This is a genomic window from Hydrococcus rivularis NIES-593, from assembly GCF_001904635.1.
In the GTDB taxonomy this organism is placed as follows: Bacteria; Cyanobacteriota; Cyanobacteriia; order Cyanobacteriales; family Microcystaceae; genus Hydrococcus; species Hydrococcus rivularis.
On record NZ_MRCB01000025.1, the window covers coordinates 21,959 to 39,874 of the forward strand.

The 17,916-nt window shown below is 43.7% G+C and carries 4 protein-coding genes; all 4 read left to right on the forward strand.

Annotation, left to right across the window (positions count from 1 at the left end):
* Nucleotides 1–119: 119 nt before the first annotated feature.
* The 4 genes from NIES593_RS17335 (at nt 120) to NIES593_RS17350 (ending at nt 17,729) form a co-directional block, all read left to right on the forward strand.
* On the forward strand, nt 120–6,701 hold the full coding sequence (locus NIES593_RS17335; RefSeq protein WP_073600774.1) for a non-ribosomal peptide synthetase: 6,582 nt from the start codon (nt 120–122) through the stop codon (nt 6,699–6,701).
* A 91-nt stretch (nt 6,702–6,792) separates the two neighbouring features.
* Nucleotides 6,793–8,397, forward strand: a complete 1,605-nt coding sequence (locus NIES593_RS17340) for an aminotransferase class V-fold PLP-dependent enzyme (protein WP_073600775.1) — start codon at nt 6,793–6,795, stop codon at nt 8,395–8,397.
* Nucleotides 8,394–11,894, forward strand: coding sequence for a non-ribosomal peptide synthetase (locus tag NIES593_RS17345; protein ID WP_073600776.1), 3,501 nt, complete (start codon nt 8,394–8,396; stop codon nt 11,892–11,894). Before NIES593_RS17340 ends, NIES593_RS17345 begins: the two co-directional genes overlap by 4 nt.
* Nucleotides 11,895–11,996: 102 nt before the next feature.
* Nucleotides 11,997–17,729, forward strand: coding sequence for a type I polyketide synthase (locus NIES593_RS17350; RefSeq protein ID WP_073600777.1), 5,733 nt, complete (start codon nt 11,997–11,999; stop codon nt 17,727–17,729).
* The last annotated feature ends 187 nt before the right edge of the window (nt 17,730–17,916 follow it).

The window sequence follows — 17,916 nt, forward strand, 5'->3', positions numbered from 1 at the left end:
TAAGTTGTCACGCTTTTAAATGACTTGCGAAGATGAGGTAATAGGGAACAGTGAATAGGCAATTTTATTGAGATAGTTTGAGAATTTTAGAACTTTTGCGGGTAAAGGACAAATGACCAATGACCGATGACAAAAAACAAATGACAGAAACAATTCAAGGTTTTCGGCTTTCTCCTCAACAAAAACGCCTTTGGTTATTGCAAGCAGATAGTTCTGTTTACAATGTACAAGCTGCTATTCTCATCCAAGGCAATCTTCAAGCAGAAATTTTAAAAACTGCCCTACAAAAAGTCATCGCCAAACATGAAATTCTTCGCACCAGTTTTCGCCGTCTTGAAGGAATGAAAATTCCGGTTATGGTGGTGGAGGACAATTGCAATCTTTTTTGGGAAGAAATCGATTTGTGCGATTTCGATGACCGAGAGCAACAAAATACTATTAATTTGTTATTTCAAAAGACAAGAGAACGTCAATTCGATCTAGAAAAAGGAAATAGCTTAGCTTTAGATTTAATCAAACTATCAATTGACAAACATATTTTACTCGTTAACGTACCTGCTCTTTGTGCTGATACCTGGACTCTCAATAATCTCGTTAAGGAAATTGGGCAAGCTTATTCTGATAGTGGAATAAATACTTCTGAAGAAATCGTACAATACATTCAATTTGCAGAATGGCAAAATCAATTATTAGAAGACAAAGAAGCAGAAACAGGAAAGAATTGTTGGCATCAAGATTTTTCAGCAATTAATAAACTGAAGTTACCTTTTGAACGTAAAATTAATATAAATAATAACTTAAAATTGGAAAGCTTTAGTGTCGCGATCGCATTTGATAATACGCGGAGCGTAATCGCATCCGATATAACGACAAAGTCAAAAGAATTAGCACAAAATTACAATATCTCTCTTGATGTATTGTTACTAGTTTGTTGGCAAGTTCTGCTGTGGCGATTGACTAGACACTCAGAAATTATTATCGCTAAAGCTTACGATAATAGAGAATATGAAGAATTACAGAACACACTAGGCTTATTTGTTAAGTATCTACCTATTTCCTGTCAGTTGAATGCCGATCTAAGCTTTTCAGAACTTTTAGAAAAAACTCAAACTATCATAAATGAAGTCGAAGAATGGCAAGATTATTTTGAGCGAGAAATCAAATTTCCTATTGGTTTTGAGTTTGTTAAATATCCTCAAAAATACTTAAAAAATGATGTATTTTTTGAATTAATCCAACATTATACTTGTATCGAATCATTTAAAATAAACCTAACTTGCATTCAAAAACAAGATGATTTAATCATAGAATTTGATTACGATACTAATTGCTTTATTTGTGAAGATATTCAACGCCTAGCCAGACAATTTGAAACATTATTAACGAGTGTTATAGAAAATCAAACGATCGCGATTCCCCTCCGGGGAGCGGCAAAGCCGATCGCAGATTTAGAAATCCTAAACAAGAGCGATCGCAAACAGTTATTAGTAGAATGGAACGACACTCAAACCGATTTTCCGATTGATAAGTGTATTTACCAAATTTTTGAAGAACAAGTAAAGAAAACACCTAATAACATTGCCGTTGTTTTTGAAGAAAAAAAACTCACTTATGAAGAACTAAATTGTAAAGCAAATAAACTTGCTCGCTATTTACAATTGTTAGGAGTTGGAGCGGAAACAATCGTAGGAATTGGTTTGGAGCGATCGCTCGATACAATTGTTAGTATTCTTGGCATTCTCAAAGCAGGTGGAGCTTATTTATCTTTAGATTTATCCTTGCCTAAAGAAGCTTTAGCCACGCGGTTACAAGATGCACAAATCTCAGTAATCTTGACCCAACAAACCTTAATTGAAAAACTGCCAGAAAGCAACGCTCGTTTAGTTTGTTTAGACAAAAATCGAGAAATAATTGACAAACAGGAAACAACCAATCCAAACGCTTTAGTAAAGAGTGACAACCTCGTTTATATAATATTTACCTCCGGTTCCACAGGCAAACCCAAAGGAGTCGCGATCGAACATCGACAACTAACGAACTATCTCTACAGTATCCAAGAAAAACTCGCTTTACCAACTGGTGCGAGTTATGCCACTGTTTCCACTTTCTCCGCCGATTTGGGCAATACTGCGATTTTTCCAGCCTTATGTACTGGTGGTTGTCTCCACATCATTTCGCAACAACGCGCCACCGATGCAGAAGCGCTAGCAGATTATTTTCAACGACACGGGATCGACTGTCTCAAGATTGTACCTTCTCATCTTGCAGCATTGATAGCATCTGTCGATGCTAAAGCGATATTACCCAAACAGTTACTCGTTTTGGGAGGAGAAACGGCGAATTGGGATTTAATCGAACAAATTCAACAACAATCGTCATGTCGCATCCTCAATCACTATGGCCCCACAGAAACGACAGTGGGAGTGTTGACTTATCCAGTTAAAGAGCGTTCCATCGCTGAAACCGTTCCCCTCGGTCGTCCTTTAGCTAATATGCAAGTTTATGTGTTGTGCGCTCGCCTGCAACCCGTGCCGATAGGCGTACCAGGCGAGCTTTACATTGCGGGAGCGGGATTAGCTCGCGGCTATTTAAATGCGCCACAGTTAACCCAAGAGCGATTTCTGGACAATCCTTTTCAAGCGGGAGCAAAACTGTATAGAACGGGAGATTTAGCGCGTTATTTACCCGATGGAAATATCGAGTTTTTAGGACGAGTTGACCGTCAGATAAAAATACGCGGTTTTCGCATCGAATTAGAAGAGATTGAGGCGGTATTGTGCCAACACGCACAAGTACAACAGGCGGTAGTGGTAGTAAAAGAAGAACAACGCTTAGTAGCTTATGTAGTCCCAAAACAAGCTCAAAACACGCTTGTAGAAGATCTACGCCACTTCTTGCAAGAGAAATTACCTGAATATATGGTGCCATCTGCCTTTATCGCGCTTAAGGCACTTCCATTAACTGCTAATGGTAAAGTCGATCGCAATGCTTTACCCGATCGCGATGAATTATCTAACAATTTCGTTCCACCTCGCAACCCAGTCGAGGAAGTTATTGCAAGTATTTGGGCTGAAATTCTCAATCTCAAGCAAGTAAATATTTACGACGACTTCTTTGCTTTAGGCGGACATTCGCTGCTAGCAACTCAAGTCATCTCTCGTTTGCGTAAAGCTTTTAAAGTAGAACTATCGCTGCGCCAACTGTTTGAGATGCCGACAGTAGTGGAATTAGGTAAGCAAATCGAAACCGCAATGAAGGCGGGAAAAGATTTAGAAGTGCCAGCAATTGTTAGAAGCAAACGCGATCGAGAATTGCCCCTATCTTTTGCTCAACAAAGACTTTGGTTTCTAGAACAGCTTAATCCTAGCAGTGCTTATAATCTTTCTAGAGCGATTCGTTTTAGTGGAAAACTCAACGTAACAGCACTACTCAATAGTCTTAACGAAATCGTGCGCCGCCACGAAGCGTTACGCACCAATTTTGTTAGCCAACAAGGAAAACCCTGCCAAAAAATCGCAGCGCCTTTTAAACTTAGCCTACCCGTCATCGATTTACAGCATTTAACCGAATCGGAGCGAGAAATCGAAGTACAGCATTTAGCTGCCCAAGAAGCGCGAAAAGGCTTCGATTTAGTCCGCGATCCTCTCCTGCGCCTAACATTATTGCGACTTTCTCAACAAGAAAACGTATTGTTATTTTCCATGCACCATATTGTCTCAGATGGTTGGTCAACAGGCATCCTCGTGCGGGAAGTTGCGGCACTTTATAACGCTTTTTGTGAGGGAAAACCTTCGCCACTACCCGAATTGCCCATCCAGTATGCAGACTTTGCTTTATGGCAGCAAAATTGGTTGCAAGGAACCGTCCTAGAAACCCAACTCGCTTACTGGAGAAAGCAATTGAGCGACCCTTCGGTTTTGGAATTGCCGACGCCATCGCGTCCAGCAGTACAATCTTTCCAAGGTGCGACGCAATCTATCCTAATTTCCAAGACTCTCGCCGAGTCAATTAAGGCGTTGAGTCAAAAACAGGGAGTAACGCTTTTTATGACTCTCTTGGCAGCATTTAAGACGTTACTTTATCGTTATACGGGTCAGGAAGATATTATAGTCGGTTCGCCGATCGCCAATCGCAACAGACAAGAGATTGAAAATCTCATCGGATTTTTTATTAATACCTTGGTTTTGCGAACTCATCTATCGGGAAATCTCAGTTTTCTAGAATTGCTGCAACGGATACGCGAAGTCACTTTGGAAGCTTACACCCATCAAGATTTACCTTTTGAAAAATTGGTATCAGAATTGCAATTGGAACGAGACACCAGTCGCGCGCCGTTATTTCAAGTTATGTTCGTTTTAGAAAATGCCCCAATGCCGCCTCTAGAGTTGCCAGATTTAATTGTGCAACCTCTCGATAGCGAAACGGGAGCGACTAAGTTCGATCTGACGCTTTATCTAGTCGATACAGACGATGGACTGACAGCAAGTTTGGAATATAGTACCGACTTGTTTGAGGCAAATGCGATCGCGCGGATGTTAGAGCATTTCCAGATCCTACTTTCTGGCATTGTTACTACACCGGAGCGAGAGATCGCCACTTTACCCATCTTGACAGAAGCGGAACGAGAGCAATTATTAGTCGAGTTTAATCAATCCAAAATCCAAAATCCCTCAATCCGCCAAGGAATTAATTCCTTGGCTAATAAAAGAAGTCGGTCAGAGATACTCCGCCGTGAGACGGCGGAGCCTCCTCTGACTTCGTTTAAACCGACTTTAGATGTGAGCAGGGAAATTGATTTCCCGGCGGATTACGCAACGAATGAAACCGCCCTGTCTTTCCAACGACAACAAGGATATCCAAAATCCAAAAAACAATGTATCCATATTCTATTCGAGCAACAAGTAAAACAAACTCCCGATGAAATAGCAGTAATATTCGAGTCAGAACAAATAACCTATCGAGAACTTAACAATAAAGCAAATCAACTGGCACATTACTTGCAAACGCTAGGAGTCAAACCAGAAATGTTAGTTGGCGTTTGTTTGGAGCGATCTCCCCTAACAATAATCGCACTACTCGGCATCCTGAAAGCAGGCGGCGCATACGTGCCCCTAGATCCCTATTCTCCCCCAGATCGGCTGGCATTTATGTTACAAGACTCCCAAGTGCCGATCTTGCTGACGCGACAAAACTTAGTTGCCATTCCCGAATGCAAAGCAAAGATCGTTTATCTAGATAAAGATGAAGAGGCGATCGCTCGCGAAAAACAAGATAATCCAGTCAATCGAACTACTCTAAATAACGCCCTATATGCTATTTATACCTCCGGTTCGACGGGAACGCCCAAAGCTGTCTTGGGTTTGCATCGAGGCGCTGTCAACCGCTTTGAGTGGATGTGGCAAACCTATCCTTTTACAGCAGGAGAAATTTGTTGTCAGAAAACCTCTTTAGGTTTTGTCGATTCCGTTTGGGAGATTTTTGGGGCATTACTCAAAGGTGTTGCGATCGCGATTATTCCCGACAAAGTTGTCAAAGATCCGCCGCAATTAATCGCCACCCTCGCCCGCTATAAAGTCACTAGAATCGTTCTCGTCCCTTCCTTGCTACGTGCCCTTTTGGATGCAGACACAAACCTACAAGAACGACTTCCCCATCTAAATTTGTGGGTAACGAGTGGAGAAGCAATTTCTTTAGAACTATGGCAAAGATTCCAACAGGCGATGCCACAAAGTACCCTCTTAAATTTATATGGTTCTTCCGAGGTATCTGCTGATGTGACTTGTTGCGATCTGAGCGAACAAAATTCTTGTGTTAGTATCGGTCGAGCGATCGCCAATACGCAAGTTTATCTATTAGACGAGAACCTACAACCCGTCCCCATTGGCGTTAGAGGTCAACTGTATATCGGCGGCGAAAATCTAGCGAGAGGTTATCTGTATCGCTCCGATCTCACAGCAGAAAGGTTTATCCCCAATCCCTTTAGCGATGTACCAGGAGCGCGACTTTATTGGACTGGAGATTTAGCTCGTTTCTCAGACGATGGCAATTTAGAATACTTAGGACGCATCGATAACCAAGTCAAGATTCGCGGAAACCGCATCGAGCTAGGAGAAATTGAAGCAGCATTAGTTAAACATCGAGAAATAAAAGAAACCGTCGTATCGATACGGGAAGATCGCCCCCAACAGCAAATTGTCGCTTATGTGGTTTCAGAATCAAAGATTCATGCGAGCGATCTGCGTCGTTTCCTTCAAAGGATGTTACCAGAGTACGCTATTCCTACTGCTTTTGTGTTTCTTGATCGACTACCGCTATTGCCAAATGGTAAGGTAAACCGTCGAGATTTACCCGCGCCAGATCGCGATCGCCCAGAGCAAGAAAACATTTTTGTAGCGCCTCAGTCATTCACTGAAATAGAACTCGTGCAGATTTGGAGTCGTGTTTTGGGTGTCGATCGAGTTGGAATTGAAGATAACTTTTTTGCTCTCGGCGGTCATTCCTTGTTGGCGACACAGTTGATGTCGCGCATCGGTGACAGTTTTGGAGTGGAGTTATCGTTACAAGATTTGTTTATCGCTCCTACTATTAGCAGTTTGGCTCAAAAGGTGGAAGAAGCGATCCTGCTTAATGCCGATTCGGTCGATTTCGATGCCATGCTCGATCGCCTAGAGCAAGTTAACAACGAGTTTTCGCCCCCCTAACTAAGGAAACTCCTCACCTTAATTAAGAGGAGGGAGGGCGCACGCCATGCGCCCCTACAGAGCGGAATTAATCCAACTAAAGGTGCATTAAATGAAAGAAGAGATCGCGCAATTAGATAGACACAACTGCATAGAAGACTGCATTCTGGAACTATTCTCTAGCTCGGATCGCGCCTTGTCGATCGAAAGAGAAATTGACGCGATCGCCGAGGAATTCTTAAGGCGCGATCGCATCAGTACCAATCTCGATCTCGGTTCGATTGTCGAACAATTTAGAGAAAGTCAAATTTCGGCAGAAACTTCCGATCTCAGCAGCTATTTAAAGGATTTAACGGAAAATGTAGTTTTACACTCCATTAATACTTATTCGCCTCGCTATATCGGTCACATGACTTCCGCACTTCCCTATTTCGTTCGTCCTCTAGGGAAGCTGATGACTGCGCTCAATCAAAACGTCGTCAAGATGGAAACCTCAAAATCTTTTAGCTTGTTGGAGCGTCAGGTTTTGGGAACGATTCACCGCTCTATTTACGATTTTGCTGAGGATTTTTATCAAACTCACATCCAAAAAAACGAAAGTACGCTCGGCGTGCTGACTACTGGCGGTACGCTTGCCAATCTTACCGCCCTTTGGTGCGCTCGTAACTTTGTCTTAGGTTCAAAAGAAGGGTTTACAGGCATCGAAAACGAAGGTCTGACGGCTGCATTTAATGCTTATGGATGCGAAGGCGCGGCGATTATTGGCTCGCAGCTAATGCACTATTCTTTTGATAAGGCAGCGGGATTGTTAGGCATCGGCGAGAAGAGTTTAATTAAACTTCCCGTCGATCGCGATCGACGTTTAAATTTATCGGCACTACGACAAGCGATTCAAACCTGTCGCGATCGCGGTCAACGAATTATCGCTTTAGTAGGCATTGCTGGAACTACCGATTGCGGCGCGATCGATCCACTCTTAGAAATGGCAGAAATTGCCCAAGAAGCTAACATTCATTTTCATGTCGATGCAGCTTGGGGAGGGCCAGTTATATTTTCTCCCCAACACCGAGAAAAACTGGCTGGTATCGAAATGGCGGATTCAGTCACTATCGACGGACACAAACAACTGTATTTACCGATGGGTATTGGCATGGTTTTATTCCGCAATCCCTACCTGGCAAAGAATATTGAAAAATGCGCTCCCTATACCATCCGCAAAGATTCAATCGATTTGGGAAAGCGCGCCCTAGAAGGTTCTCGTCCGGGTATGGTTTTATTTTTACAAGCAGCCCTAAAAATTATCGGGAAAAAAGGGTATGAATTTTTAATTGATGAAGGTATCCGCAAAGCTCGATACATGGCAGACTGCATTCGCAAACAAGCTGAATTTGAATTGTTGGTCGCACCAGAAATTAATATTCTTTTATATCGCTATATTCCTCAGCCTTGGAGACAAAAAGTAGCTGCGGGACAAATAACAGAATTAGATAACCAAAAGCTCGATCGATTTAACGAATGCTTGCAAAGTCTTCAGCTTCAGACGGGTAGAACTTTCGTTTCTCGCACAACTATCGAAATCGACGGAAGACCGACTATTGCTTTGCGTGCCGTCCTTGCTAACCCGCTTACCACCGAAAGCGATATCGACGCAGTTTTAGAAGACCAGCTTAAAATTGCCGCCCAAATACCTACTAACGATGAGGAGGTTTGCCGATGACTAGCGATCGCCTACAACGGTTACAAAATCTCTCTCCCCAACAGCGATCGCGCCTGCTAAAAGCTTTACAGCAAGAAGCAGCAACCAAGCCGTCTAAAATTTTACCTCGACGCGAGCGCCAAACCCCCATCCCGCTTTCTTTTGCCCAACAGCGACTCTGGTTTTTAGAGCAATTACAACCAGAAAGTTCCGCCGCTTACAACATATCTACTGCCGCGATCTTAAAAGGTAAGCTCAATGTCGCGCTTTTACAAAAAAGCTTCAACGAAATTGTACGCCGCCATGAAATCTTACGCACCACTTTTACTACGGTAGAAGAACAACCCGTACAAGAGATTGCGCCGACTTTGACGCTAGAAATTCCTGTGGTGGATTTGCAACAGCTTTCCCAAACGCAAAAGGAAGCAGAAATACAGCGAATGGCGCTCGCGCACGCACAGCAATTTCAACTGGATCGCCTTCCACTCCTACGAGTCACTCTATTGCAGTTAGAAGAGACGGAACACGCAATTCTACTAACCATGCACCATATCATCTCAGATGGTTGGTCGCTGGGAGTGCTGCTAGAAGAGTTGATGGCGCTCTATCGAGGTTTTGCATTACCCGAACTTCCCATCCAGTATGCCGATTTTGCTCTCTGGCAGCGACAGTGGTTACAAGGAGAGGTCTTGGAAACACAACTCAATTACTGGAGAAAGCAACTAGGCGGTACTTTACCGATCTTACAGTTGCCAAGCGATCGCCCGCGTCCCCAAGTACCGAGTTTTCGCGGCGCTACTCAATCCTTTTCCCTCTCATCCGAATTATCTCAAGAACTAAACGCTTTAAGCCGTCAGGAAGGGACAACCCTGTTTATGACCTTGTTGGCAGCTTTTAAAGTCCTGTTGTATCGCTATACCGAACAAGAAGATATTATAGTCGGCTCTGCGATCGCCAACCGCAACCGAGCCGAAATTGAAGGGTTAATTGGCTTTTTTGTCAATACTTTAGTGTTGCGTACTAATTTAGAAGGCGATCCCAGTTTTCGCGAACTTTTGGGACGAGTGCGCGAGGTGACTTTAGGCGCTTATGCTCGTCAGGACGTGCCTTTCGAGGTATTGGTTGAAGAATTGCAACCGCAACGGGATCTGAGCCATCATCCCCTGTTCCAAGTCATGTTTGCCTTTCAAAACGCACCGTTGCGTAATTTTGAGCTTGCGGAGCTTACTTACAGTCCATTAAATATCCCAAAAGAGACGGCGCAGTTCGATTTAAGCTTGGTTGTCGCAGAAGGAACGCAGGGAATCTATGGGTCATTAGAATACAGTACCGATTTGTTCGATACAGCTACGATCGCTCGGATGCTGGAGCATTTTGAGACATTACTCTCAAGTATTGTCGCTACCCCCAAACGACGAATTTCCGAGTTACCGATTCTTACAGAAGCCGAACGACATTTATTATTGGTCGAGTTTAATCAATCCAAAATCCAAAACCGCCGCGCACTCAGCAAGCGACCGACGCGCACGCTCCGCGAGCGACAGCGAAGCGGGAGGAGCATCGGCGTCCGAGCAGCGCCAAAATCCAAAATCGATCCTTGCATACACAGCTTATTTGAAGAACAAGTAAGGCAAACCCCCGATGCGATCGCAGTAACTTTTACCAATAAAACCTTGACTTATTGGCAATTAAATGCTGTTGCAAATCAACTAGCGCGTTACTTGCGCTCTCTGGGTGTAAAAGCCGATGTTCCAGTGGGGATCTGTTTGGAGAAAGGATTAGAGATGGCGATCGCGATTCTAGCCGTTCTTAAAGCGGGTGGCGCTTACGTGCCGCTAGATCCGGCTTATCCGTCAGAAAGATTGAATCTAATTTTGGCGGATGTAAAACCTTTGCTGGTGCTGACCAAAGAGCGTTTGCAGGCGATCGATTTAGATGGCGACGAAGCGAATTTAGATAGCAACGTCAGCGAGAAAAACCTTGCTTATATTATTTATACTTCCGGTTCGACGGGGACACCCAAAGGAGTTTTAGTTACGCACCAAGCTTTAGTCAATAATAGTCTTGCTGCGGCTAAAGCCTATCAATTACAAAATCGCGATCGCGTTCTTCAATTTGCTTCTGTGAGCTTCGACGTTGCAGCAGAAGAGTTATTTTCAGCTTGGTCGAGCGGCGCGACAGTTGTTATCAAACCGGATTCGTTAATCGTTTTTAGCGATTTTCTTGAGTTTATAGAACGAGAAAAGATCTCAGTTCTTAATTTACCGACTGCTTACTGGCATGAGTGGGTGTCCGAACTCGATCGCACAAAAACCCCCTTACCTCCTACGCTGCGTTTAGTCATCGTCGGAACCGAACAAGCGCGTTCTGACAAACTAGCGCTGTGGAAACAATTAGTCGGGAATCGCATCGACTGGATTAACGCTTACGGAACCACAGAAACGACAATCGGAGCAACTATTTATCGAGCGAGTAGTAATAGCGACCAATTATATTCTTTTGTGCCTATCGGTCGTCCCATTGACAACACACAGGTTTATATACTCGATAAGCATTTAAATCCTACACCTATTGGCGTACCGGGCGAACTTTATATTGGCGGTGTTTGTCTGGCGCGAGGCTATCTCAATCGAGCAGAACTAACTGCCGAAAAGTTTATTCCCAATCCTTTTAGTACGCAAGTAGGAGCGCGTCTGTATCGAACTGGCGATTTAGCTCGCTATCTTAATGATGGCAATATTCAACTACTCGGACGCTGCGATCGCCAGATTAAAATACGCGGTTTTCGCATCGAACCAGACGAAATCGAGGCAATATTAAGCCAGCATCCCGACGTGCGCGAGTGTGCGATTGTGTGGGAAGAACGAGGCGATAAACGTTTAATTGCTTATGTCAGTCCCCATTCAGAACGAGAAATAACAATAACTCAACTGCGCAGTTTTCTCAAAGAACGACTCTCAGATTACGCGATCCCTTCTCACTTCATTATCCTCGAAGCTTTACCTTTATTGCGCAATGGGAAACTCGACAGGCGATCGCTTCCCGTACCAGATAACCTTCGTCCAGAGTTAGAAGTTGCTTGCGTAATGCCTCAAACCGAGATCGAAAAAACTCTGGCTGGAGTATGGCAAAAAGCGCTCAATCTCGAACAAATTGGCATTCACGATAACTTTTTTGAACTTGGCGGACATTCTTTGTTGCTTGCTCGAATTTATAGCCAATTACGCGAAATTTATCCGAAAGATTTATTAATGCTCGATTTATTTAGATATCCAACAATTAGTTCTTTGGCAGCATTTTTGAGTCAAACCAACGAGGAAAAATCCTCTTCTGTAGACGAGATTCAAACTGAAAAAATCGCATCTGGAAAAGCACGACAAAGAAAGCGCCTTGAAAAAATTAGATCGATGGGAGAGGAAGTAGGAGAGACAAGGGGGACAAGGGGGACAAGGGGGACAAGAGGGACAAGGGAGACAAGGGAGACAAGGGAGACAAGGGAGACAAGGGAGACAAGGTAGACTATTTAATCCTGAACTCCTGTAAAGACGCGATATATCGCGTCTCTACTCCTGAATTCATTTTTAGCTTAATTAATATGCAAATTAAATGTGGAATAGCTTATGAATACTAATGGTTCGGAAATCGCGATCGTTGGATTGGCAGGACGTTTCCCTGGGGCAAAAAATTTAGAGGAATTTTGGCAAAATTTACAGAATGGCGTGGAGTCAGTTTCGTTTTTTAGCGATGAGGAACTGTTAGCTGAGGGAATCGATAAATCGGTTCTCAGCGATCGCAACTACGTCAAAGCAAGAGCAGTATTAGAAGATGCCGAATTATTCGACGCAGCCTTTTTTGGTTTTAGTCCCAAAGAAGCAGAAATTACCGATCCGCAACATCGCCTGTTTTTGGAATGTGCTTGGGAAGCGCTAGAAAACGCGGGTTACAATTCGGAAACCGATTCTGGTTCGATTGGGGTTTATGCTGGCTCTAGTTTGAGCGGTTACTTACTTAATGCTTATTTAAATCCAAATATTGTTAATTCTGTCGATTTTCATCAACTCGCGATCGCGGGAGATAAAGATTATTTAGCGACGCGCGTCTCTTACAAACTCAATTTAACCGGAGCTAGCTATACCATACAAACCGCCTGCTCGACTTCATTAGTTGCCGTTCATTTAGCCTGTCAAAGCTTGCTTAATGGCGAATGCGATCTGGCGCTGGCGGGAGGCGTTTCTATTAGTGCGTCTCGAAAAACGGGCTATTTTTATAAAGAAGGCGGAATTCACTCTCGTGACGGTCATTGTCGCGCCTTTGATGCTAAAGCAGGTGGCATTGTAGGCGGTGAAGGAGTCGGTATTGTCGTTTTGAAGCGATTAGAAGATGCGATCGCCAATCGAGATACGATTCATGCTGTGATTAAAGGTTCTGCTACTAGTAACGATGGCTCTCTCAAAGTAAGTTATACCGCGCCGAGAATTGAGGGTCAAGCCAAGGCGATCGCAACGGCGCAACTCATCGCCGAGGTCGAACCCGAAACGATTACTTATATTGAAGCTCACGGGACGGGAACCGCGCTAGGAGATCCCATCGAAATAGCCGCTTTGAGGGAAGTTTTTCAAGGGGGGACTCAGAAAAAAGGCTTTTGTGCTATTGGATCGCTCAAAACCAATATCGGGCATTTAGACGCGGCGGCGGGAGTAGCAGGTTTAATCAAAACTGTCTTAGCGTTAAAACACAAACAGATACCGCCTAGCTTGCATTTCGAGCAGCCTAATCCTCAAATCGATTTTGCCAACAGTCCTTTTTTCGTTAATACTCAACTGAGTGAATGGAAAACGAATGGCACTCCTCGCCGTGCTGGGGTTAGTTCTTTTGGGATTGGGGGTACGAATGCTCATGTCATTTTGGAAGAATTTCACGCAGAGGCGCAGAGACGCAGAGGGCAGAGAGAGGAAGGAGGGACAAGGGGACAAGGGGACAAGGGGACAAGGAGACAAGGAGAATTAATCCAAAATCTAACTTGGCAGCTATTAGTGCTTTCCGCGAAAACGGAATCGGCGTTGGAGACGGCTACAGATAATTTAGCTCGACATTTGGATAAGCATTCGGAGTTGAATTTAGCAGATGTGGCTTATACGCTTCAAGTCGGTCGCAAAGCTTTTAATTATCGTCGAATGTTGGTCTGTCGAAATCTTGAGGATGCAGCGCAAGCACTGAAATCTAGAGATCCTAAAAATATTTTGACACAATCTTGCCAATCCTCTCATCGTCCTGTGGTTTTTATGTTCCCCGGACAAGGATCGCAGTACGTCAATATGGGGCGGGAACTCTATCAAAACGAACCCGTTTTTACTTACTGGTTCGATCGCTGTGCCGAACTCCTCAAACCGCATTTAAATTTAGATATACGCCAGATCGTCTACCCTGATGAGATAGATACTCAACAGCAACTCAACCAAACCTTTATAACCCAACCAGCTTTATTTGCGATCGCATACGCGCTGTCGCAATTGTGGATGTCTTGGGGAGTGCGACCAGAAGCCGCGATCGGGCACAGCATCGGCGAATACGTTGCTGCAACCCTAGCAGGGGTTTTCTCGTTGGAAAATGCCTTGACGCTAATCGCTGCTAGAGGAAAGTTGATGCAACAACTACCAGCAGGCGCGATGCTGTCGGTGCGACTTTCTGAGTCAGAGATTCAACCTTGGTTGGGGACGGAATTATCTATTGCAGGTATCAACGCGCCGTCTTCTTGTGTGGTTTCGGGAACGATCGCAGCAGTAGAACAATTGCAACAAAAATTACTGGCGCAAGAAATCCCTTGTCGGCGTTTGCATACGTCCCACGCTTTTCACTCTTCTATGGTCGAACCCATTATCGAGCCATTTACAGAACAGTTGCGCCAAATAGAGCTTTATCCTCCCCAATTTCCTTTTATTTCTAACGTTAGCGGGACTTGGATTACTGCTGCCGAAGCTTGCGATCGCGACTATTGGGCAAAACACCTGCGCCAACCCGTGCGTTTTAGCGCGGGGATTGCAGAATTAATGAAGCAACCAGAACGTATTTTATTAGAAGTCGGGGCGGGACGGACTTTATCTACCTTTGCCAAGCAACACCAAAGCGACGATCGCTTAGTCCTCACTTCGATTCGCCATCCGCAAGAACAACAATCGGATTCAGCCTTTCTCCTCAATACTTTGGGTTGTCTTTGGATGGCTGGAGTTAATATTAATTGGTCGGGTTTTAGGGGCGATCGCAAACATTATCGCATTCCTCTCCCAACCTATCCTTTTGAGCGTCAGCGTTACTGGATTGAACCCCCAAAACAGCAACAACCTCAATCCATTTGGGATTCTTTGCTAGAAGCGGCGCGAAAACAATCTCGCAACCAAATCTCGCAACTCGACAAAGAAAGTTATCTCAAGAACAAACAATGTTTGGATCGTTTATGCGTTGCTTATATTAACCAAACTCTCGTACGTTTGGGAGCATTTGAGAATCCTTCTGAGAAATATTCTGTTGAGGAATTATGCGATCGCTTTGGGATTCTGCCTCGCTATCGACAATTGCTGTGTCGCTGGCTGGATGTATTGGTGGAAAGCGGTCAATTACAGCGCCAAAACGACAATTTTAGTCACTTTATCCCTTGTTCTCAAGAGAATCTAAAGACTATTAGAAATGAATGGGCATCTTCCCAAATGTTAGCGGGAATCGAGCATTTTGGCGATCGCCTCGCATCTGTACTGACGGGAAAACAAGAACCGTTGGAATTATTTATCGAACTAGGCAACAAAACCCAGGAGATAACTGCTGAGTTGCCTTTGAATGCCTATCTCAAAAGCATCATGCGGACAACCATCGAAGAGTTAGTGCGATCGCAACCATCGGATAAAAGGCTGAGAATTTTAGAAATTGGAGGCGGACAGGGAATTGCTACCTCAGAATTGCTCCCCATCCTACCTTCACAAACAACCTACACTTTCACCGATGTAGGCGGTTGGTTTCTCAAGCAAGCTCAACAGAAATTTAGCGCTTATCCTTTTGTCGAATATCGTTCCCTAGATATCGAAAAACCCCCAACCGAACAAGGATTCTCCCATCATAGCTTTGATGTCGTAGTAGCTGTTAACGTGCTGCACGTCACTAAGAATATCGAAACAACGCTCAAAAATGTTCGTTCTTTATTAGCGCCTGGGGGTTTATTAATCTTGTGGGAAATCGTTGCACCTCAATTGAATTTTGACATTACCGATGCTCTATTAATGAATCCTTTAGAAGATCGACAACGGAGTCGAGGCAATCCGTTTTTATCCGAACAACAGTGGCAAGAAGCATTGCGATCGCGCGGTTTTGAGCGAGTAGATGTCATCTCGGAAACGGCGACTTTTGGCGAACAGGTTTTGCTAGCGCAAGCTTCTAATCATAATTTATCCGAGCAAAAACCCGATTTGAGCGACTGGTTTTATATTCCTTCTTGGAAACGTTCTCTACCGCCTCAGCGCTTTTCTAGCAAAGTTGGTGATATTTGGTTGCTATTCGTTGATGAGTGCGGTTTAGGAGAGAACATCGCCCAAAAGCTCGTTATGGCAAAACAAGATGTCATTATTGTAAAAATTGGCCAACAGTTCGCGTGTCATGGCGATCGCGATTATCAGATCTCTCCTCAACAGCGAGAGGATTACGAGACGCTGTTTAAAGAACTACGCAAACAGCAAACAATTCCTAACAAAATCGTCCATTTGTGGAATGTTACGCCGAATAATGACTCGAAAAACACAGAAATATCGAGTTTCTACAGCTTGTTATTTCTAACACAAGCGATCGGCGAACAACATCTCACCGATGCCATACAAATTGATGTCGTCTCGAATAATATGCAGGAGGTGACAAATTCAGAATTACTTTGTCCAGAGAAAGCGCTATTACTCGGTTTAGTGCGAGTCATTCCACTAGAATATCCAAATATTACTTGTCGTAGTATTGATGTTGCTCTCACCTCGGAAAATCGACTGGTTGACCAATTATTAGCCGAATTTACTAGTTATTCTCCAGATCGCGCTATCGCCTATCGAGGGATAAATCGCTGGATACAAACTGTCGAACCCATCAGATTAGATAAAACCTTTGCAGAAAATGTCCCCTTGAGACAAGAAGGAGTCTATTTAATTACAGGGGGATTGGGAGGCGTTGGATTAGCGCTAGCAGACTATTTAGCAAGGACGGTACGCGCAAAACTGATTTTAATTGGACGATCGCGCTTTTGCAATCGCCAACATTGGCAAGAATGGCTATCGACTCATGATGAGGGAGATAATACGAGTCAGAAAATCCTTAAATTGCAGCATTTAGAAGCATTAGGCGCAGAATTAACGATCTTAAGGGCTGATGTTGCCGATTATAATCAAATGTCAACCGCGATCGCGCAAGTATATCGAAAATTCGGTTGCATTCATGGGGTAATCCATGCCGCAGCAGTGCCAGGTGGCGGTACGATTCAACTTAGAACGCCAGATGCGATCGCCAGCGCTTTTGCACCGAAAGTAACGGGGACGCGCGTATTAGAGTCTCTGTTTAAGGATGCCGAATTAGATTTCTTTGTCCTTTGTTCCTCGCTAAGTTCTTTTATCGGTACGGCGGGAATGGTCGATTATACGGCTGAAAATGCGTTTATCGATGCTTTTGCTCGTTATAGCGCTTCCCAAGAAGGCAAAAACGTTATTTCGATTAACTGGGATCGTTGGAATGGTCTTGGTATGGCGGTTGCTGTCGAAGCGAGACACCAAGAGATTACCGGAGAAACACTGACAGCAGCAATGAGTTATGAAGAGGGAATCGAAGCTTTTAGCCGAATTTTGGGGAGTAAGGGGATGCCTCAAGCGATCGTTTCAACCCAAACTTTTTGCAATCGCACAGAACAAAATTATTCAAATAATTCCGAAGAGGAAAAGCAATTAACCCAAAAAGATGTATCTAAATTGAATCGCGATCGCCCCCATTTGAGCAATGGTTATGTAGCTCCTACCAATGAAATCGAGCAAAGTATTGCTGAGATTTGGCAAGAAATATTAGGAATCGAACGAGTAGGAATACACGATAACTTTTTTGAATTGGGAGGTGATTCTTTATTTGCAACTATCTTTGTTGCTCGGTTATGTAAGACTTTTGCCGTAGAATTGCCTTATAAAAGCTTTTTTAATGCGCCTACAGTTGCCGAATTAGCGGTTGCAATCGTACAAAAAATTACACAACAAAAAGATGAGGAAATGTTAGCTAAAGCTTTAGCAGAAATCGAGCAACTATCTGAAGATGAAGCACAAAAAATACTGACTTTACCAAAACAAAAGGAGTAATTTAAGTAAATTGAGTTGAGGTACGTTGGCGTTAGTCTGCCGATAGGTATAACCCAACTTACGATAAGTCATACTAAGTTGTCTCATAAGAGTTAATTTTAAAATCTCGCACAGAGGCACAGAGGCACAGAGAAAGAGAGGAGAGAAAGTAAAATTTCTGATTTCATGAAAAGAAAAGAAATAAGTT

Excerpts from the sequence above, each read along its gene's own strand:
- NIES593_RS17335 (WP_073600774.1), top strand. The coding sequence starts at position 120 with ATGACCGATGACAAAAAACAAATGACAGAAACAATTCAAGGTTTTCGG.
- NIES593_RS17340 (WP_073600775.1), top strand. The coding sequence starts at position 6,793 with ATGAAAGAAGAGATCGCGCAATTAGATAGACACAACTGCATAGAAGAC.
- NIES593_RS17350 (WP_073600777.1), top strand. The coding sequence starts at position 11,997 with ATGAATACTAATGGTTCGGAAATCGCGATCGTTGGATTGGCAGGACGT.
- NIES593_RS17345 (WP_073600776.1), top strand. The coding sequence starts at position 8,394 with ATGACTAGCGATCGCCTACAACGGTTACAAAATCTCTCTCCCCAACAG.